This window comes from Pseudomonas sp. PS02303 (genome assembly GCF_029959925.1).
GTDB classification, from domain to species: Bacteria; Pseudomonadota; Gammaproteobacteria; order Pseudomonadales; family Pseudomonadaceae; genus Aquipseudomonas; species Aquipseudomonas mandelii.
Genome location: NZ_JASCOM010000117.1, coordinates 1 through 18,863, shown reverse-complemented (window position 1 = coordinate 18,863; position 18,863 = coordinate 1). Strand labels below are relative to the sequence as shown.

The 18,863-nt window shown below is 59.8% G+C and carries 18 protein-coding genes; 2 read left to right on the top strand and 16 right to left on the bottom strand.

All coding sequences use genetic code 11. The features are described 5' to 3' along the window. Positions 1–205: 205 nt before the first annotated feature. The gene (locus QMX98_RS21875) at positions 206–406 is read left to right on the top strand and encodes a co-regulatory protein PtrA N-terminal domain-containing protein (protein WP_010458836.1); all 201 of its coding nucleotides are present in this window, start codon (positions 206–208) and stop codon (positions 404–406) included. A gap of 79 nt (positions 407–485) precedes the next feature. Continuing rightward, positions 486–818, top strand: coding sequence for a DUF2790 domain-containing protein (locus QMX98_RS21870; protein ID WP_077748809.1), 333 nt, complete (start codon positions 486–488; stop codon positions 816–818). 168 nt (positions 819–986) lie between these two features. Here QMX98_RS21870 and QMX98_RS21865 read toward each other — a convergent pair whose 3' ends face one another. The 16 genes from QMX98_RS21865 to QMX98_RS21790 all read right to left on the bottom strand — a co-directional run bounded on the left by QMX98_RS21865 (position 987) and on the right by QMX98_RS21790 (position 18,369). After that, positions 987–2,312, bottom strand: a complete 1,326-nt coding sequence (locus QMX98_RS21865) for an OprD family porin (RefSeq protein ID WP_077748738.1) — start codon at positions 2,310–2,312, stop codon at positions 987–989. A gap of 174 nt (positions 2,313–2,486) precedes the next feature. Beyond that, on the bottom strand, positions 2,487–2,801 hold the full coding sequence (locus QMX98_RS21860) for an XRE family transcriptional regulator (RefSeq protein ID WP_010458842.1): 315 nt from the start codon (positions 2,799–2,801) through the stop codon (positions 2,487–2,489). Next, positions 2,791–3,141 carry a toxin gene (locus tag QMX98_RS21855; RefSeq protein ID WP_083377329.1) on the bottom strand — a complete coding sequence of 117 codons (351 nt, stop codon included), beginning with the start codon at positions 3,139–3,141 and terminating at the stop codon, positions 2,791–2,793. The genes QMX98_RS21860 and QMX98_RS21855 overlap by 11 nt, the downstream gene beginning before the upstream one ends. 288 nt (positions 3,142–3,429) lie before the next feature. After that, positions 3,430–4,893 (bottom strand): NADH-quinone oxidoreductase subunit NuoN, encoded by a 1,464-nt coding sequence (gene nuoN, locus QMX98_RS21850; protein WP_010458846.1) that lies wholly within the window; start codon positions 4,891–4,893, stop codon positions 3,430–3,432. A 7-nt stretch (positions 4,894–4,900) separates the two neighbouring features. Next, on the bottom strand, positions 4,901–6,433 hold the full coding sequence (nuoM, locus tag QMX98_RS21845) for an NADH-quinone oxidoreductase subunit M (RefSeq protein WP_010458848.1): 1,533 nt from the start codon (positions 6,431–6,433) through the stop codon (positions 4,901–4,903). Positions 6,434–6,473: 40 nt separating this feature from the next. Further along, positions 6,474–8,327, bottom strand: coding sequence for an NADH-quinone oxidoreductase subunit L (nuoL, locus tag QMX98_RS21840; protein ID WP_010458850.1), 1,854 nt, complete (start codon positions 8,325–8,327; stop codon positions 6,474–6,476). Further along, positions 8,324–8,632, bottom strand: coding sequence for an NADH-quinone oxidoreductase subunit NuoK (nuoK, locus tag QMX98_RS21835; RefSeq protein ID WP_010458852.1), 309 nt, complete (start codon positions 8,630–8,632; stop codon positions 8,324–8,326). The genes nuoL and nuoK overlap by 4 nt, the downstream gene beginning before the upstream one ends. Before the next feature lie 2 nt (positions 8,633–8,634). Next, a complete protein-coding gene (gene nuoJ / locus QMX98_RS21830) occupies positions 8,635–9,138 on the bottom strand; it encodes an NADH-quinone oxidoreductase subunit J (protein WP_007905076.1) in 504 nt (167 codons plus the stop codon). A 9-nt stretch (positions 9,139–9,147) separates the two neighbouring features. Continuing rightward, positions 9,148–9,696, bottom strand: a complete 549-nt coding sequence (gene nuoI, locus QMX98_RS21825) for an NADH-quinone oxidoreductase subunit NuoI (protein ID WP_032829896.1) — start codon at positions 9,694–9,696, stop codon at positions 9,148–9,150. Positions 9,697–9,705: 9 nt separating this feature from the next. After that, positions 9,706–10,713: an NADH-quinone oxidoreductase subunit NuoH gene (nuoH, locus tag QMX98_RS21820; RefSeq protein ID WP_008146046.1), complete on the bottom strand. Its 1,008-nt coding sequence runs from the start codon at positions 10,711–10,713 to the stop codon at positions 9,706–9,708. Then, positions 10,710–13,424, bottom strand: coding sequence for an NADH-quinone oxidoreductase subunit NuoG (nuoG, locus tag QMX98_RS21815; RefSeq protein WP_083377169.1), 2,715 nt, complete (start codon positions 13,422–13,424; stop codon positions 10,710–10,712). Before nuoG ends, nuoH begins: the two co-directional genes overlap by 4 nt. 137 nt (positions 13,425–13,561) lie before the next feature. After that, positions 13,562–14,917, bottom strand: a complete 1,356-nt coding sequence (nuoF, locus tag QMX98_RS21810; protein WP_282411363.1) for an NADH-quinone oxidoreductase subunit NuoF — start codon at positions 14,915–14,917, stop codon at positions 13,562–13,564. Continuing rightward, the gene (gene nuoE, locus QMX98_RS21805; RefSeq protein ID WP_007946422.1) at positions 14,914–15,411 is read right to left on the bottom strand and encodes an NADH-quinone oxidoreductase subunit NuoE; all 498 of its coding nucleotides are present in this window, start codon (positions 15,409–15,411) and stop codon (positions 14,914–14,916) included. Before nuoE ends, nuoF begins: the two co-directional genes overlap by 4 nt. A gap of 2 nt (positions 15,412–15,413) precedes the next feature. Then, positions 15,414–17,198, bottom strand: a complete 1,785-nt coding sequence (nuoC, locus tag QMX98_RS21800) for an NADH-quinone oxidoreductase subunit C/D (RefSeq protein WP_010458865.1) — start codon at positions 17,196–17,198, stop codon at positions 15,414–15,416. 72 nt (positions 17,199–17,270) lie between these two features. Further along, positions 17,271–17,945: an NADH-quinone oxidoreductase subunit B gene (locus QMX98_RS21795; protein WP_010458867.1), complete on the bottom strand. Its 675-nt coding sequence runs from the start codon at positions 17,943–17,945 to the stop codon at positions 17,271–17,273. Positions 17,946–17,955: 10 nt separating this feature from the next. Next, positions 17,956–18,369: an NADH-quinone oxidoreductase subunit A gene (locus QMX98_RS21790; RefSeq protein WP_003223812.1), complete on the bottom strand. Its 414-nt coding sequence runs from the start codon at positions 18,367–18,369 to the stop codon at positions 17,956–17,958. Positions 18,370–18,863: the final 494 nt, after the last annotated feature.

Below are 18,863 nucleotides of genomic sequence, written 5' to 3'. Positions count from 1 at the left end.
CCGCTGGACTGCGCAGCAGGCCCCGCTTTTCAGATGAAGAGCGGGGGCCGCTTCGCGCCCCAGCGGGAGCAAGCTCCCTCGCCACAGTTCTTTCTCAGGCCTGACCTGCTTCCCCCACATAACGGATATGTAATTTGTGCGCCACCGTCACGAAAGGTTCGGATTGTTACCTTGATTCCGTCAGCTACCAAACGAGGAATCAAACATGAAATTTGCACACATCAGTACCTTTGCAGCAGCGTTGGCGATGTCTTCTCTGGCCTTGGCCGAAGGCGGCGGTGATCGAACGTTCCAACGAATGATGACTGCCAATGACCGCTCCGTAGAGCTGTTCGTCGCCAAGGAAAAAGCGCGCGACCCGGTCGTCGTCAATGAAAAGAAAGACGACAACACCAACGACTTGTAAGCGCATCGCACTTGAACAGGCCTGTCATCGAGTCCCGATGCCGGGCTTTTTTTTGAGCCAGGATTGGATGGGAGTGGATATGAAAGTACTTCAGTTGATGACGTTCGCCGGCATGCTGGCGATGTCCCTGAATGTGTTTGCCGAGGGGGGTGGTGACCGGACGTTCGAGCGGGCGCTGAGTGCTAACACCAAAGCCATGGAGCAATACGCGGCCAACCAGGGCAAACCGGCGCCGCAGGTCAAGGACTACGAATACGGAATGAAGCTGGACGTGGCTAAAGTGGTAAGCGTTGTGCGTCCGCAAGTGGCTTGCGCTGTGGTGCCTGCCGCCATGACCTATGAAGACTCGAAAGGCCAACTCAACACCATCAGATACACCGTGGCGGGGGATTGCCGCAATCGCGGCAGCTGACACCGCCCTGATGGCCAGGGCCGGAATCCCTGCAGGCGCTGCCGAACCTTCGGCAACGCCTGCAGGTTTTACTCAGGCATAAAAAAGGCGCCCCGAAGGACGCCAAAGATTCACCTCTTACCAAAGGAGCAAGGAGCTTCTAAAGGTGAATGTGTATCGGCCGCTTGATCAGAGAATCGCCAACGGGTACTCGACAATCACCCGCACTTCATTCAAATCCGATTCAAATGCCGTGGCGCGCGTCGTGGCCTGGCGCAAACGCAGCGACAGGTCTTTCATCGAACCACTCTGCACCACGTATTTGACTTCGACATCACGTTCCCAGCGCTTCTGGTCGGTCAGTGGATTGCCGTCAGCATCGCGGCGCATGTACACGGCGTTGGCGTTGGTGTAATCGGCGTCGGTGCCTCGGGCGTAACGAGTCATGAACGAGAGCCCCGGTACGCCGTAAGTGGTCATGTCGAGGTCGTAGCGCGCCATCCACGAACGTTCCTTGGGCGAGTTGAAGTCGTTGTACTGGATGGAGTTGTCGAGGAAGATCGAGTCGGATTGACGCAGGTAATCGAAGTCGTCGTTGCCATTGTTGCGCTGGTGTGAAAGTGCAACGGAGTGCGCGCCGAGTTTCACGCCCACCCGGCCGCTCCAGATGTTGTTGTCGAACTTGCCGAGCAGTTGTTTGCCTTCGTCGACCGCCTTGTAATAGTTCAGGCCGCCAAACAGCGACAGGTCATCCGATAGCGGATAGGTCCAGGCAGTGCCGGCGTAGTACTGATTCCAGGCATCCTTGAGGCGGCTGGAGTACAGGCTGAAGCTGAGGTTCTTGTTCAGTGCATAGTCGCCGCCACCGTAAGCGATCCATGGCGAATTGACCGGGCCGGCATAAAACGTGGCGAAGTTCTCGCGCATATCGCTGGACACGGGTTGGCTCATCGCATGCAGCCGACCGCCCTGAACCGACAGACCCTCGAGGCTGGTGTTGACCGCCGTCACACCGCGAAAGCTCTCCGGCAGCAATCGCGAGTCACCTGCCGCCACCACCGGGTTGGCCGGGAACACGTCACCGACCTTGACCACCGTATCGAAGGCTCGCACTTTGGCGGCTCCACCGACCTTGGTGTACTCGTCCCGCGCCTCGCCATCACTGTTGACGGGCAGCACATCAAACGAACTACGGCCACCGTTGCGGCCGTCACCGGTGTCGAGCTTCAAGCCGATCATCGCAAACGCATCGACACCGACGCCGACAGTGCCTTGGGTAAACCCGGATTCGAACTTGCTGATCACCGCATGGGCCCAGGTTTCTGAATAACCATTGCCGGTGGGGCTGGACTGGCCATTGCGGTGATCACGGTTGAAGTAGAAATTACGGTTGAGCACCGTCAGGCTGCTGCCCTCGATAAACCCTTCGGCTTTATCATCCGCCATTACCATGGACGGTCCGGAGCCGACCACCACCGCTAAAGCGGCCATCGACATTTTTGTATTGTTAACCATCAATCACTCCTTGGGTTCGGCAGACGGGAACGTGCTTCGGCGTGGGTTTTATTGTTCGGCGGAGAAGGCCCGCCGGCATGGTCGCCGGGTGACATCGTTGCAAGCTGCGGATAACGCCAAGGTGATGGGGGAATTACAATTTCGTTATGTGGCTGGAGTAATAGCCCCGAGCATTCAGGTCAGGGCTGCGAGCTGTTCGATCGTCTGCGGAAAGCGTTCAACCAGACGTATCAGGGTCGTGGCTTGGGCATTGGGTATTGCCCGTCCCTGTTCCCAGTTCTCAAGGGTTCGGGTGTTGGTGCGCAGATACATGGCGAACACTGGCCGGGAGAGGTTGAGCTGTTGGCGTATGGCAACCACTTCCTCAGCCGTGATGGGCATCAGTTTTGGCAGCTGGACCTTGTGGGTGCGCAGAGTGATCTTGCCTTGGCGCTCTTCGGCCAGCGCTTCGAGGCCATCCATCAGTTCGGAAAAAATGTCACGTTTCATAGTGGGATCTCGTGTTGATTTCTCTATCTAGCGCTTGTCTGAAAATGTTTTTCTGGGAGGGCGACAGGTCGTCTTGCTCGTTTTTGCTGTACACGGTGAACAGCCAGAATTGATCGAAGCCTGACCACCCGTAATAAATCACCCGCAATCCGCCGCGCTTGCCCTTGCCTCGTCGTTGATCGCAGAAGCGGATTTTGCGCAGCCCACCGGTGCCCTCAATGAGATCGCCCGCTTCTGGATTCTTCAGCAACTCCAGTTGAAAGCTGCGAAACAGATCGTCATCCAGGTACTCGTCTCGATGTTTCTGGAACATACGTAATTCGATGAAAAGAGCATCCATGTTCTGTACGCTACCTACGTATAGTTTTGTCTCGATAATCGAATCGGTCAAGGCATCGACGCCATCCTTTTCGTTCCCGTTTTCAACGGTAGACCCCGGTTGTAAAAACACCTGTAGGACGAATCGACCCGTGCAGTGAGAGCGTTCGATAAAAGAGAGGGGATACTTCGCAGTGGGACTGACCTCTGAGGCGGTGCATAAAACGATGCCTGAACATCACGATCCCACAAACGCAAAAACGGCACCCGAAGGTGCCGTTTCTGTTTTCTACCGAGTGTCGCTATGCGATCAGCCCGCCAGACCCGCCTGCTGAACCAGGGTCAGCAATGGTTGCGGGTAGACGCCGAGGAAGAATGCCACCAGAGCGATGGCCAGCAGCATCACGCCGCCTGCACGTTGTTCCCAGTGCAGTTGCGCATCGTGGCGACGCAGGTTCGGTTCGATCAGGTACAAGGTGACCATGACGCGCAGGTAGTAGAAGACGCCGATGGCGCTGCCCAGTACCAGGGAACCGACCAGCCACCATTGGTGCGACTCGACACCGGTGGCGATGATGTAGAACTTGCCGATGAAGCCCGCGGTCAGCGGAATGCCGGCCAGGGACAGCATCATCACGGTCATGACGGCGGTCAGGTACGGACGGCGCCAGAACAGGCCGCGGTATTCGTACAGGGCATCGGCGTCACGGCCGTTGTACGGCGAGGACATCAGCGTGATCACGCCGAACGCGCCGAGGCTGGTGATGACGTAGGTGACCAGGTACACGCCGATGGCTTCCACGGCCAGACCCTTGCTTGCCACCAGGGCAATCAGCAGGTAACCGAAGTGAGCGATGGACGAGTAACCCAGCAGACGCTTGAGGTTGCTCTGGGTCAGTGCCAGCAGGTTACCGAACAGGATCGACGCAATGGCGATGATGGTCAGCACGTCGCTCAGCACACCGCTGCTTGCCGCCGGGGAGATCTGGAACAGACGCACCATCACCGCGAACACGGCCACTTTGGACGCGGTCGCCAGGAACGCCGCCACCGGTGCCGGAGCACCTTCGTAGACGTCCGGGGTCCAGAGGTGGAACGGTACCAGCGACAGTTTGAACGCCAGACCGATCAGCATCATGCCCAGGCCCAGTTGTGCCAGCGAGCTTGGCAGGCCGGTGGCCGCGAGGGCCTGGCCGATACCGACGAAGCTCAGGCTGCCGGAGTCGGCGTAGAGCAGGGCCATGCCGAACAACAGGAACGCCGAACCGGCCGCCGACAGCACCATGTACTTGATACCGGCTTCCAGCGAGCGCTTGTTGAAGAAGGCATAAGCCACCAGACCGTAGACCGGCACCGAAAGCAGTTCCAGACCGATGAACAACCCGGCCAGGTGCTGCGCGCTGACCAGGACCAGGCCACCGGCGGCGGCCATCAGGATCAGCAGGTAAAGTTCTTCACGGTTGCCCGGGTAACCCGAGCCGCCATCGCCGAGGTAAGCGTGGGCGAGGGTCACACAGGCGAGGGTGGCGACCAGGATCAGCGCCATGTACAGGCAAGCGAAGGTGTCGATCTGCAGCAACGGAGTCACGGCCAGGGGCGCGACTTTCAGGGCTGGCAGGATCGACAGCAACGCCAGGTTCAGACCCGCCACGGAGATCAGGAAGGTCTGTGAGTGGTTGCGGCGCCAGGCGATTGCCAGCATCACCACGATGATCGTGGCGCTGGTGATCAACAACGGCGCAAGCGCAATAAAGTGTTGAGTCGTGAATTCCATAGCGCTCTTACCGGGCCGAAGCGAGTTGAGTGAAGGCGGTGCCGAGCCATTGCTGCACGCCATGCATCGTCGCAGCAGAGGTATCGAGGAACGGTTGCGGGTACACGCCGATGTAAATCAGCAGTGCCGCCAGACCGACCACCATGATCAGTTCGCGACCATCCATGCCATGCAGCACCGCGTCCGATTTGGACGGGCCGAAGTAGGCACGGTGGATCATGATCAGCGAGTAGACCGAACCGAACACCAGACCGGACGTCGCGATGATCGTGATCCATGGGGCGGCCGGGAACGTGCCGATCAGGATCAGGAACTCACCCACAAAGTTACCGGTACCCGGCAAGCCCAGGGACGCGGCGGCAAAGAACAGGCTGATGGCCGGCAGGTAAGCGATCTTCGACCACAGGCCACCCATTTCACGCATGTCGCGGGTGTGGGTGCGTTCGTACAACTGACCGCTGAGGATAAAGAGTGCCGCGGCCGACAGACCGTGCGCCAGCATCTGCATCACCGCGCCCTGCAGCGCCAGTTGGCTGCCGGAGTAGATGCCGATCAACACGAAGCCCATGTGGGAAACGGAGGAGTAGGCGATCAGACGCTTGATGTCGGTTTGGGCGAAGGCCAGGAACGCACCGTAGAAGATCCCGATCAGACCCAGGGTCATGGCAATCGGCGCGAACTCGGCCGAGGCATTCGGGAACAGCGGCAGGGCGAAACGCAGCAGACCGTAAGCCGCCGTCTTCAACAAGATACCGGCCAGGTCGACCGAACCTGCGGTTGGTGCCTGGGCATGAGCGTCAGGCAGCCAGGAGTGGAACGGCACCACCGGCAGCTTCACCGCGAAGGCGATGAAGAAGCCGAGCATCAGGATGTACTCGGTGGTGAGCGACATCTTGGTTTTCAGCAGGTCGGCGTAGTTGAACGTGATCACGCCGGTGCTGTTGAAGTTGACCAACACCAGACCCAGGATCGCCACCAACATGATCAGGCCGGACGCCTGAGTGAAGATGAAGAACTTGGTCGCCGCGTAGATCCGGGTTTTCTTGCCGTCCGAAGAACTGTGACCCCAGAGCGCGATGAGGAAGTACATCGGCACCAGCATCATTTCCCAGAAGAAGAAGAACATGAACAGGTCGAGGGCGAGGAACACGCCGACGACACCGCCCAGGATCCACATCAGGTTCAAGTGGAAGAAGCCAACGTGACGCTGGATCTCTTTCCACGAGCAGAGTACCGAGAGGATACCCAGCAGACCGGTCAGCAGGATCATCAGCAGCGACAGGCCATCGAGCGCCAGGTGCACGCTGATGCCGAAGCGCTCGATCCAGATGTGCTTGAACTCAAGCGCCCAGGTCGGATCGGCGCCAGGCGCCGGAGCAAATGAATAATTACCGTGGGCCCACAGCCAGAGGCCGAGCGCGAGTTCCAGGGTCATGGTCAACAGCGCAATCCAGCGGGGGAGGGTAGCGCCGAAGCGCTCACCCATCCAGCACAGCAGGCCGCCGATGAAGGGGATCAGGATTAGCCAAGGCAGAATCATGACGGGCTCAATTCCTTTCGCAAGTTCGCAAGGTTCATATTCAGACCGCTACCAGCACGATGGCGCCGATGACCAGCACGGAGCCGGCTGCCATCGATGCCGCGTACCAACGCAGTTGACCGGTTTCGGTACGGCTGAGGGCGGTGTGACCACCTTTGGCCATACGCGGGATCAGACCGATGGTCTGGTCGAGCGGGTCTTTGCGCAGTGCGTGGCTGATCGCAAGGTATGGCTTGACGAACAGTTTGTCGTAGATCCAGTCGAAGCCCCAGGCAGCGAACCACCAGGCCGAAAGGAAGCGGCCGATGCCGCTGTTGGCGATTGCAGTGACGAAACGACGCTTGCCGAGGAACAGCAGCGCGGCCAGCAGGATACCGGCCAGGGCGATGGCGCCCGAGGCGATTTCCAGGCTGTGCTTGGCTTCGCCGCCGGCATGGCCGACGCTTTCCGGCAGCACGCCGTGCAGCGGTGGAACGATCATCGCGCCGACGAAGGTCGACAGCACGATCAGCACCGACAGCGGCAGCCAGTGAGCGATGCCGTGACCGGCGTGCGCTTCAGTCTTCGCTTCACCGTGGAACGCGATGAAGATCAGGCGGAAGGTGTACAGCGAAGTCATGAACGCGCCGACCAGGCCTGCGTAGAGCAGACCGTGGTTGCCGCTGGCAAACGCTTCCCAGAGGATTTCGTCCTTGGAGTAGAAGCCTGCGGTCACCAGTGGCAGGGCGGACAGTGCCGCGCCGCCGACGATGAAGCTGGCGTAGGCCAGCGGCAGTTTCTTCCACAGGCCGCCCATCTTGAAGATGTTCTGCTCATGGTGGCAGGCAACGATCACCGCACCGGACGCAAGGAACAACAGTGCCTTGAAGAAGGCGTGGGTCATCAGGTGGAAAATCGCGCCATCCCATGCGCCAACGCCCAGCGCCAGGAACATGTAGCCGATCTGGCTCATGGTCGAGTAGGCGAGGATACGTTTGATGTCGGTCTGGACCAGTGCGGCAAAACCGGCGAGTACCAGGGTCACGCCGCCGACGATGCCAACGAGCTGCAGGATGTCCGGCGCCAACGCAAACAGGCCGTGGGTACGGGCAATCAGGTAGACGCCCGCGGTCACCATCGTTGCGGCGTGGATCAGTGCCGAAACAGGGGTAGGACCGGCCATTGCGTCCGCCAGCCAGGTTTGCAGCGGCAGTTGCGCGGATTTACCGACAGCGCCGCCCAGCAGCATCAGGGTGGCCATGACCATCCAGAAGTCGCCGGCCTGGAATTTCTGCGGTGCCAGCACCAGCAGTTCCTGGATGTTCAGCGTGCCCAACTGTTGGAACAGGATGAACAGGCCGATCGCCATGAACACGTCGCCGATACGGGTCACGATGAAGGCTTTGAGTGCCGCGTTACCGTTGTTGCGGTTGCTGTAGTAGAAACCGATCAACAGGTACGAGCACAGGCCCACGCCTTCCCAACCGAAGTACAGGAACAACAGGTTATCGCCCAGGACCAGGAACAGCATGCTGGCGATAAACAGGTTGGTGTAGGCGAAGAAGCGCGAGTAACCGGCTTCACCGCGCATGTACCAGGACGCGAACAGGTGGATCAGGAAGCCGACACCGACGACCACGCCGAGCATGGTCACGGACAGGCCATCCAGGTACAGCGCGAAGTTCGGCGTGAAGCCTTCCACCGCCATCCACTGCCACAACACTTGCGTGTAGTGACCGCCTTCAGGCGGGGCGACGTTGAATTGCCAGATCACGTAGGCCGTGACAATGGCAGACAAGCCGATGGAACCGACGCCAATCAGCGCCGAAAGGTTTTCCGAAAAGCGGCCGCGTGAGAACGACAGCAGCAGGAAACCTATGAGAGGGAATACGAAAGTCAGATAGAGAAGATTCATCCGCGCATCTCGCTGGCAGCGTCGATATCGAGAGTGTGGAAGCGGCGATACAGCTGCAACAGAATCGCCAGGCCAATACTGGCCTCGGCGGCTGCCAGGCTGATCACCAGGATGAACATGATCTGTCCATCCGGCTGACCCCAGCGGCTACCGGCGACGATGAAGGCCAAGGCGGAGGCATTCATCATGATCTCCAGGCTCATCAGCACGAAGAGAATGTTGCGCCGGACCATCAGGCCGACCAGACCGAGGCAGAACAAGATGCCGGCGACCGCCAGACCATGCTCCAAAGGGATAGCAGGCATCGTCATTGCTCCTTGGCTTCGTTGCGGCCCAAGTGGAACGCCGTGACGGCTGCGGCAAGCAGCAGCATCGAGGCGAGTTCGACCACCAGCAGATAAGGACCGAACAGGCTGATGCCCACGGCCTTGGCGTCTACGGTGGTGTGGCCGATGGCCTGGCCGCTGGCGTCGCTGAACAGTACGTACAACAGTTCAACCAGCAGCAGGGTGCCGAGGGCGACCGGTCCGAGCCAGATGCCGGGCTTGAGCCAGACGCGCTCTTGCTGAACCGAGGCCGGGCCCAGGTTCAGCATCATCACCACGAACACGAACAGCACCATGATGGCGCCAGCGTAGGCGATCACTTCCAGCACACCGGCAAACGGTGCGCCGAGGGCGAAGAACGTCATGGCCACGGCGATCAGCGAAATGATCAGGTAGAGCAGGGCGTGCACAGGGTTAGTGTTGGTGATCACGCGAAGCGTGGACACCACAGCGATACCCGATGCGAAATAGAAAGCGAATTCCATCTTTCTTCCTTAAGGCAGCAAGCTCTTCACGTTGATCGGCTGGGCTTCATTCTGCGCGGAGCCTTTAGGCTTCCCGGCAATCGCCATACCTGCAACACGATAGAAGTTGTAATCAGGGTTTTTACCGGGGCCGGAGATCAGCAGATCTTCTTTCTCGTAAACCAGGTCCTGACGTTTGAACTCGGCCATCTCGAAATCCGGTGTCAGCTGGATCGCGGTGGTCGGGCAGGCTTCCTCGCAGAGGCCGCAGAAAATGCAGCGCGAGAAGTTGATGCGGAAGAAGTCCGGGTACCAGCGACCGTCTTCGGTTTCAGCTTTCTGCAGCGAGATGCAGCCAACCGGGCACGCCACGGCGCACAGGTTGCAGGCGACACAACGCTCTTCGCCATCAGGGTCGCGGGTCAGGACGATACGGCCACGAAAGCGCGGCGGCAGGTACACGGCTTCTTCCGGGTACTGCAGCGTGTCGCGCTTGCGGAAGGCATGGCCGAAGATCATCACCAGGCTGCGAAGCTGGGTGAAGAAGCCATGCACGATGTCAAATATGTACTTCATGATTCTCTATCCTCACTGAGCCGCGACGGCGGGCGTGTTGAGCAACACGATCGCAGCGGTCACCAGCATGTTGACGAGGGTCAGCGGCAGGCAGAACTTCCAGCTGAAATCCATCACTTGGTCATACCGTGGGCGCGGGATCGAGGCGCGCAGCAGGATGAAGAACATGATGAAGAACGCGGTTTTGAGCGCGAACCAGATGAACGGGATCTGCGGCAGAATGCCGAACGGACCGTGCCAGCCACCGAAGAACAAGGTCACCAGCAGCGCCGAAATCAACACGATGCCGATGTACTCGCCGACGAAGAACATGCCCCATTTCATGCCGGCATATTCAATGTGGTAACCGTCGGCCAGTTCCTGCTCCGCTTCCGGCTGGTCGAACGGGTGACGGTGAGTCACGGCGACGCCGGCGATGAAGAAGGTCAGGAAACCGAAGATCTGTGGAATCACGAACCACAGGTTCTGCGCCTGGTATTCAACGATGTCGCGCATGTTGAACGAGCCGACCTGGATCACGATGCCCATCAGCGACAGGCCCATGAACACTTCGTACGACACGGTCTGTGCCGAGGCCCGCAAGCTGCCCAGCAGGGCGAACTTGTTGTTACTGGACCAGCCGGCGAACAGCACCGCGTAGACCGACAGACCGGCCATGGCGAAGAAGAACAGGATGCCGATGTTGATGTCCGCCACACCCCAGGTCGGGGTGATCGGGATGATCGCGAAGGCAATCAGCAAGGCGCTCATGGCCACGACCGGTGCCAGGGTGAAGATCACCTTGTCGGCGAACGGTGGCGTCCAGTCTTCCTTGAAGAACATCTTGATCATGTCGGCTGCAATCTGGAATGCGCCGAACGGGCCGACGCGGTTCGGACCGTAACGGTCCTGCCAGAGGGCGAGCAGACGACGCTCGACCCAGCTCAGCAGCGCGCCGCACACCACCACGGCGAGCAGAATCACGATGGCCTTGAGGACCGCGATGATCACGTCAATCACTTCAGGCGTGAACCAGGTCATTGAGCTGCCTCCTGCAGACCGTCAACGGTTTTGCCAAAGATCGCTGGCGGAATGCCGGCGATACCGGCCGGCAGTGCGACCAGACCGGCACCCAGCTCTTCGTTGATGCGCAGCGGCAGACGCAAGGTCTGGCCGGCCACGTTCAAGCTGAGCAGGGCGCCGTCATTGACACCCAGGCGATCGGCTTCGGATTTGGCCAGCGACACGTAAGCGGCCGGGATGCGTTCCTGAACCGGCGCGGCTTTGGAAGAGGTCTCTTCGCTGCCGAACAGGTGGAAGAACGGCACAACCTGCCAGGTGCCCGGCGCCGGGTTGAATGCACGTGGAACAGCCGCGAACCAGTTCAGCGAATCACCGGTGCTTTCGATCAGGCGGGTGCCTGGGTCGCCAGCGCGGATGTGACCACCGACTTCGTCCTGGAACTTGTTCCAGGCTTGCGGCGAGTTCCAGCCCGGAGACCAGGCGAATGGCACTTGCTGACGCGGTTCGACCGAGCCCGAGTAACCTTCCATGGAGAAGGAAAACGCGGTGTCGATGTCCTGGGAAGTACGCGGTTCGTGCACGCTGATGTCGGCGCGCATGGCGGTACGGCCGGAGTAACGCAGCGGTTCGCGAGCCAGTTTCAGGCCTTTGATACGGAACGCGGCGGACGGCGCAGCGTCGACGATGCCCGCCAGTTGCGGTGTGCTGGCGGCGACGGCGGCGGTGACATGGTCCAGTTGGGTCCAGTCGATCGGCTGGTTCAACAGGGTGGCGCGCAGGGCATGCAGCCAGCGCCAGCCTTCGTGAACCAGGATGCTCGCGTCGAGGTAAGTCGGGTCGAACACCTGGAAGAAGCGCTGGGCGCGACCTTCCTGGCTGACCAACGTACCGTCGCCTTCAGCGAAGCTGGCAGCCGGCAGAACCAGGTGCGCGCGATCGCTGGTGGCGGTTTTCTGATGGTCTGCAACGATCACCACTTTCGCGGCGGTCAGGGCAGCATCAACCTTGGCTTTGTCGGTGCGGGTGTACAGATCGTTTTCCAGCACGACGAGGGCGTCGGCCTTGCCGTCGATCACCGCTTGCAGCGCTGCATCGACCGAGTCACCACCGAGCATGGCCAGGCCGAGGCTGTTGGCCTCTGGCACGATCAGGCTGATGGAACCGTTCTTCTCGCGCAGCTTCAAGGCTTTGGCGATGTTGGCGGCGGCTTCGATCAGGGCTTTGGAGCCCAGGGAAGTGCCAGCAATGATCAGCGGGCGCTTGGCCGCGAGCAGGGCGTCGGCGATGCGCTTGGCCAGTTCGAGGGCTTCAGCGTCCAGGCCTTCAACCGCCGGGGCGCTGGCGTCGAGGGCGTGAGCCACGGCGAAACCGATGCGCGCCAGGTCGTCTGGAGCGGCGTGAACGCATTCTTCAGCGATGTCGTCGAGCTTGGTTTCAGCCAGGCTGGCGATGAACAGCGGGTTCAGCGCGTGCTGACCGATGTTCTTCACTGCCGCGTCGAGCCAAGGCTGAACGCGCATGGCATCGGCCATGTCTTCGGCTTTGCCTTTGACCGATTGACGCAGGGACAGGGCCATACGTGCAGCGGTCTGGGTCAGATCTTCGCCGAGGACGAAAATCGCATCGTGATCTTCGATGTCGCGCATGTTCGGGATCGGCAGCGGGCTGTCTTTCAACACCTGCATGACCAGGCGAATGCGTTCCAGCTCGGCGGCTTCGATACCGGAGTAGAAGTGCTCGGCGCCGACCAGTTCGCGCAACGCGTAGTTGCTTTCGAGGCTGGCACGTGGCGAACCGATACCGACAATATTGCGACCACGCAGCAGGTCGGCGGCTTTATCCAGCGCTTCGTCCAGGCCCAGCTTGGCGCCGTTGGCCAGCAATGGCTGACGCGGGCGGTCTTCGCGGTTGACGTAGCCATAGCCGAAACGGCCACGGTCGCACAGGAAGTACTGGTTGACCGAACCGTTGAAGCGGTTTTCGATACGACGCAGTTCACCGTAGCGCTCGCCCGGGGAGATGTTGCAACCGCTGGAGCAGCCATGGCAGATGCTCGGCGAGAACTGCATGTCCCACTTGCGGTTGTAGCGCTCGGAGTGAGTCTTGTCGGTGAACACACCGGTCGGGCAGACCTCGGTGAGGTTGCCGGAGAACTCGCTTTCCAGGGTGCCGTCTTCAACGCGACCGAAGTACACGTTGTCGTGGGCGCCGAACACACCGAGGTCGGTGCCGCCGGCGTAATCCTTGTAGAAGCGCACGCAGCGGTAGCAGGCGATGCAGCGGTTCATCTCGTGGGAAATGAACGGGCCCAGTTGCTGGTTCTGGTGAGTGCGCTTGGTGAAGCGATAACGGCGCTCGTTGTGGCCGGTCATCACCGTCATGTCTTGCAGGTGGCAGTGACCGCCTTCTTCACAGACCGGGCAGTCGTGAGGGTGGTTGGTCATCAGCCATTCGACGACGCTGGCGCGAAACACTTTCGCTTCTTCGTCGTCGATGGAGATCCAGCTGCCGTCGGTGGCGGGGGTCATGCAGGACATGACGATCCGACCACGCTTGTCGTTCTCGTCGGTGTACTGCTTGACCGCGCACTGGCGGCAAGCGCCAACGCTGCCTAGGGCTGGGTGCCAGCAGAAATAAGGGATATCGAGGCCTAGCGACAGACATGCCTGTAACAGGTTGTCTGCCCCATCGACTTCGAGCTCTTTGCCGTCTACGTGGATAGTGGCCATGGTTCAAAGTTCTTCGTTGGCCCGGTGTCAGCGGGCGTGGCTAATGGAATCTTGTTATTCGCGTGAATCAACACAGCCGTTTACGGCGTCATCACACGACAAAGCGAAGGGCACGGACCCTTCGCTTTTTTAAGCGTTTACGCGCCGACTACGATCGGCCTTGCCAGAGGCGGGACGACGGCGCTGGTGGGCGCGATGCCGGCTTCGAACTCGTGGCGGAAGTATTTGATTGCGCTGCCCAACGGCTCCACGGCGCCCGGTGCGTGAGCACAGAAGGTCTTGCCAGGGCCGAGGAAACCGACCAGACCCAGCAGGGTCTCGATATCGCCGGCTTGCCCTTCACCGTTTTCGATGGCGCGCAGAAGCTTGACGCTCCACGGCAAACCGTCACGGCACGGGGTGCAGAAGCCGCACGACTCACGGGAGAAGAACTCTTCCATGTTGCGCAGCAGGGACACCATGTTGACGCTGTCGTCCACCGCCATGGCCAGGCCGGTACCCATACGGGTGCCCACTTTGGCGATGCCGCCGGCGTACATTTGTGCGTCCAGGTGTTCCGGCAACAGGAAACCGGTACCGGCGCCGCCTGGCTGCCAGCACTTGAGCTTGAAGCCATCGCGCATGCCGCCGGCGTAGTCTTCGAACAACTCGCGACCGGTGACGCCGAACGGCAATTCCCACAGGCCCGGGTTCTTGACCTTGCCGGAGAAGCCCATGAGCTTGGTGCCCATGTCTTCGCTGCCTTCGCGGGCCAACGATTTGTACCAGTCCACGCCGTCGGCAATGATCGCCGGCACGTTGCACAGGGTTTCAACGTTGTTCACGCAAGTTGGCTTGCCCCACACGCCAACGGCGGCAGGGAAGGGCGGCTTGGAGCGCGGGTTGGCGCGACGGCCTTCCAGGGAGTTGATCAGTGCGGTTTCTTCACCGCAGATGTAACGCCCGGCGCCGGTGTGGACGAACAGCTCGAAATCGAAGCCGCTGCCCAGGATGTTCTTGTCCAGCAGACCGGCTGCCTTGGCTTCTTCCACGGCACGGTTGAGGTGCTTGGCGGCGGTGGTGTATTCGCCACGCAGGAAGATGTAGCCACGGTAGGTTTTCAGCGCGCGAGCACTGATCAGCATGCCTTCGATCAGCAGATGGGGCAGTTGCTCCATCAGCATGCGGTCTTTCCAGGTGTTCGGTTCCATCTCGTCCGCGTTGCACAGCAGGTAGCGGATGTTGATGGATTCGTCTTTGGGCATCAGGCCCCACTTCACGCCCGTGGGGAAGCCTGCACCGCCGCGACCTTTAAGGCCGGCGTCTTTCACGGTCTGGACGATGTCGTCCTGAGCCATGTCAGCGAACGCTTTGCGCGCTGCCGCGTAACCGTTCTTGGCCTGGTACTCGTCGAGCCAGACAGCTTCGCCGTCGTCGCGCAGACGCCAGGTCAGCGGGTGAGTCTCGGCCGAACGCTTGATGCGGTTGGCTGGACCGAAGGAAGTCAGGGTCATACGTAGCCCTCGAGCAATTTGGCAACGCCAGCAGGCTGCACATCACCGAAAGTGTCGTCGTCGATCATCAACGCCGGCGCCTTGTCACAGTTGCCGAGGCAGCAGACCGGCAGCAGGGTGAAACGACCGTCGGCGGTGGTCTGACCCAGGCCGATACCCAGATTGCTCTGGATTTCGCTGACCACCGATTCATGGCCGCCGATGTAGCAGACCATGCTGTCGCAGACGCGAATGATGTGACGGCCCACTGGCTGACGGAAGATCTGGCTATAGAACGTCGCCACGCCTTCAACGTCGCTCGCCGGGATGCCGAGGATCTCGCCGATGGCGTAGAGCGCGCCGTCAGGCACCCAGCCACGTTCCTTCTGGACGATCTTCAGGGCTTCGATCGACGCCGCGCGCGGGTCTTCGTAGTGATGCAGCTCGTGCTCGATGGCCGAGCGCTCGGTTTCACTCAAGGTGAAACGGTCTGTCTGGATAAGCGTGCTGTTCATGCTTAGCGGTCCACGTCGGCCATAACGAAATCGATACTACCCAGGTACGCGATCAAGTCCGCGACCATGCTGCCTTTGATCACCGAAGGGATCTGCTGCAGGTGCGGGAAGCTTGGGGTGCGAATCCGGGTGCGGTAGCTCATGGTGCCGCCATCGCTCGTCAGGTAATAACTGTTGATGCCCTTGGTCGCTTCGATCATCTGGAAGGATTCGTTGGCCGGCATGACCGGGCCCCACGAAACTTGCAGGAAGTGCGTGATCAGGGTCTCGATGTGCTGCAGCGTGCGTTCTTTCGGTGGCGGCGTGGTCAGCGGGTGATCCGCCTTGTACGGGCCTTCCGGCATGTTGCGCATGCACTGCTCGATGATCTTGATGCTCTGGCGCATTTCTTCGACGCGCACGATGCAACGATCGTAGGCATCGCCATTGACGGCCAGCGGCACTTCGAATTCGAAGTTCTCGTAACCGGAGTACGGGCGCGCTTTGCGCAGGTCGAAGTCGCAACCGGTCGAACGCAAGCCTGCACCAGTGACGCCCCATTCGAAGGCTTCTTTGGTGTTGTAAGCGGCGACACCGATGGTCCGGCCTTTGAGGATGCTGTTGTCCAGCGCGGCTTTCTGGTATTCGTCCAGGCGCTTTGGCATCCACTCGACGAAGTCTTTCACCAGTTTTTCCCAGCCGCGTGGCAGGTCGTGAGCGACGCCGCCGATGCGGTACCAGGCCGGGTGCAGACGGAAACCGGTAATGGCTTCGATCACCGTGTACGCCTTCTGACGGTCGGTGAACGTGAAGAACACCGGGGTCATGGCGCCGACGTCCTGGATGTAAGTCCCCAGGAACAGCAGGTGGCTGGTGATCCGGAAGAACTCGGCCATCATGATGCGGATGACGTCGACCTTCTCGGGCACCTTGATGCCGGCCAGCTTCTCGACCGAGAGCACGTACGGCAGGTTGTTCATCACGCCGCCGAGGTAGTCGATACGGTCGGTGTACGGAATGAAACTGTGCCAGGACTGACGCTCGGCCATCTTCTCGGCACCACGGTGGTGGTAACCGACGTCCGGCACGCAGTCGACGATCTCTTCACCGTCCAGCTGCAAGATGATGCGGAACGCACCGTGCGCAGAAGGGTGGTTAGGACCGAGGTTGAGGAACATGTAGTCCTCGTTCGCCCCGGAACGCTTCATGCCCCAGTCTTCAGGCTTGAAGCGCGCGGCTTCTTCCTCAAGCTGTTGCTTGGCCAGGGTCAGGCTGAACGGATCGAACTCGGTGGCACGGGCCGGGAAGTCCTTGCGCAGCGGGTGACCTTCCCAGGTCGGCGGCATCATGATGCGGGTCAGGTGCGGGTGACCGGCAAAGTTGATGCCGTACATGTCCCACACTTCACGCTCGTACCAGTTGGCGTTCGGCCAGATACCGGTCACGGTCGGCACGCTAAGGTCGCTCTCGGACAAGGCGACCTTGATCATGACGTCACTATTACGTTCGATCGACATCAAGTGATAGAACACAGTGAAGTCGGCGCCGCTTGGCAGCCCTTGACGCTTGGTGCGCAGACGCTCGTCCACGCCGTGCAGGTCATAGAGCATGACGTACGGCTTGGGCAGGTTGCGCAGGAAGGTCAGGACTTCGACGAGTTTGGCACGGGCAACCCAAAGCACCGGCATGCCGGTGCGGGTAGGCTGGGCGGTGAACGCCTCGGGGCCAAAACGGTTGTTCAGTTCGACGACCACATCCTGGTCGTCTGCCTTATAAGGCGGGATGTACAGAGCACTGCCTGTAGTCATGGTTATTTATCGCTTTCGGTCAACGTAAAGAATGAAGCCAGGTTCTCGTTCTATTAAAGAAGCAGAGCTGGATCAGACTTCGTCGGGGCTGCGCAGGTTGGTGACTGCGATTCGCTGTTCGCGGCGCTGTTCCTTTTGCGAAGGCATCTCGGCGCGGTATACGCCTTGATCACCGACGACCCAGGAAAGCGGACGACGCTCCTGTCCAATCGACTCTTGCAAGAGCATCAAGCCTTGCAAAAAAGCTTCAGGGCGGGGCGGGCAGCCAGGCACGTAGACGTCCACGGGCAGGAACTTGTCCACCCCTTGAACGACGGAGTAGATGTCGTACATGCCACCGGAGTTGGCGCACGAACCCATGGAGATAACCCATTTAGGTTCGAGCATTTGCTCGTAGAGACGCTGAATGATCGGCGCCATCTTGATGAAGCAGGTACCAGCGATAACCATGAAATCCGCCTGACGCGGCGATGCCCGGATAACCTCGGCGCCAAAGCGCGCGATGTCGTGGGGCGCCGTGAAGGCGGTGGTCATTTCCACGTAGCAGCACGAAAGACCGAAGTTATACGGCCACAGGGAGTTCTTGCGCCCCCAGTTGACTGTGCCGTTAAGCACGTCTTCGAGCTTGCCCATGAAGATGTTTTTGTGGACTTGATCTTCTAACGGATCGGAAACGGTTTCCCGTTCGCCAATCGGGTACTGCTCGTTAGGAGCATCGGGGTCGATCCTGGTGAGATTGTATTGCATTGCCAAAGCCTCATTGTTTCAGCTTCGCCTGCCGCTTGCGACGAGCTTCCGGAGCCCAGTCAAGGGCGCCCACTCGGAACAGGTAGACAAGACCTGCCAACAGAATTGCTATGAAAACGAGAGCTTCGACGAATCCGGTCCAGCCGCTTTCGCGGACGGACACAGACCAGGCAAAGAGAAAGAGGGCTTCGATATCGAAGATCACGAAGAGCATCGCGACCAGATAGAATTTGGCTGAGAGCCGCAAGCGGGCGCCACCTGTAGGTAGCATGCCTGACTCGAACGGTTCGTTTTTGCTGCGGCCCCAGGCTTTTGACCCGAGGAGGCTGGAGACGCCGAGCATGAAGGCGCAGAGGCCGACAACGCCCAGAAGGAAAATGGCAAAGCCCCAGTTGTGGGCCATGAGTCCTGTCGCTTCGGGCATGCTGGAAATCCTTAACAGAGAGCAAAGGTCTCTGAGCTTGAAAAAGAAACAACGCAGTGACGATATGTCGCAGCAATCAATCCCGCTGATTTTATGGCACAACACCGTGCAAGTAAAATTCCTATAGCGAAATTATTTACAGGAATAAGGACATAGCGCACCTCCAAAGCCACGCAGCCCATGCGTTGCGGGCATTAGCCGGGTTTTCATCAATATTGTTTTGTAGGGAATGTAACGAACATAGTTGCCGCCAAATGACAATCATTATTGTTTGCGATGGTTTTTAAACTGGTTATCCAGGTTGGGGCGGGGAAGTTGTCTTATATGCGCGTTACTACAAGTAGCGGGCGGGGTTGTTTTACCCTGCTTTCCTGATCTTGAAACTGCTCTGAATCAAGGTTTTTGGCTGCACGCGTTCCCCCGTAGGAGCGAGGCTTGCCCGCGAAGAACGCTGACGCGGTAAGTCTGAAGCACCGCGGCGTATTCTTCGCGGG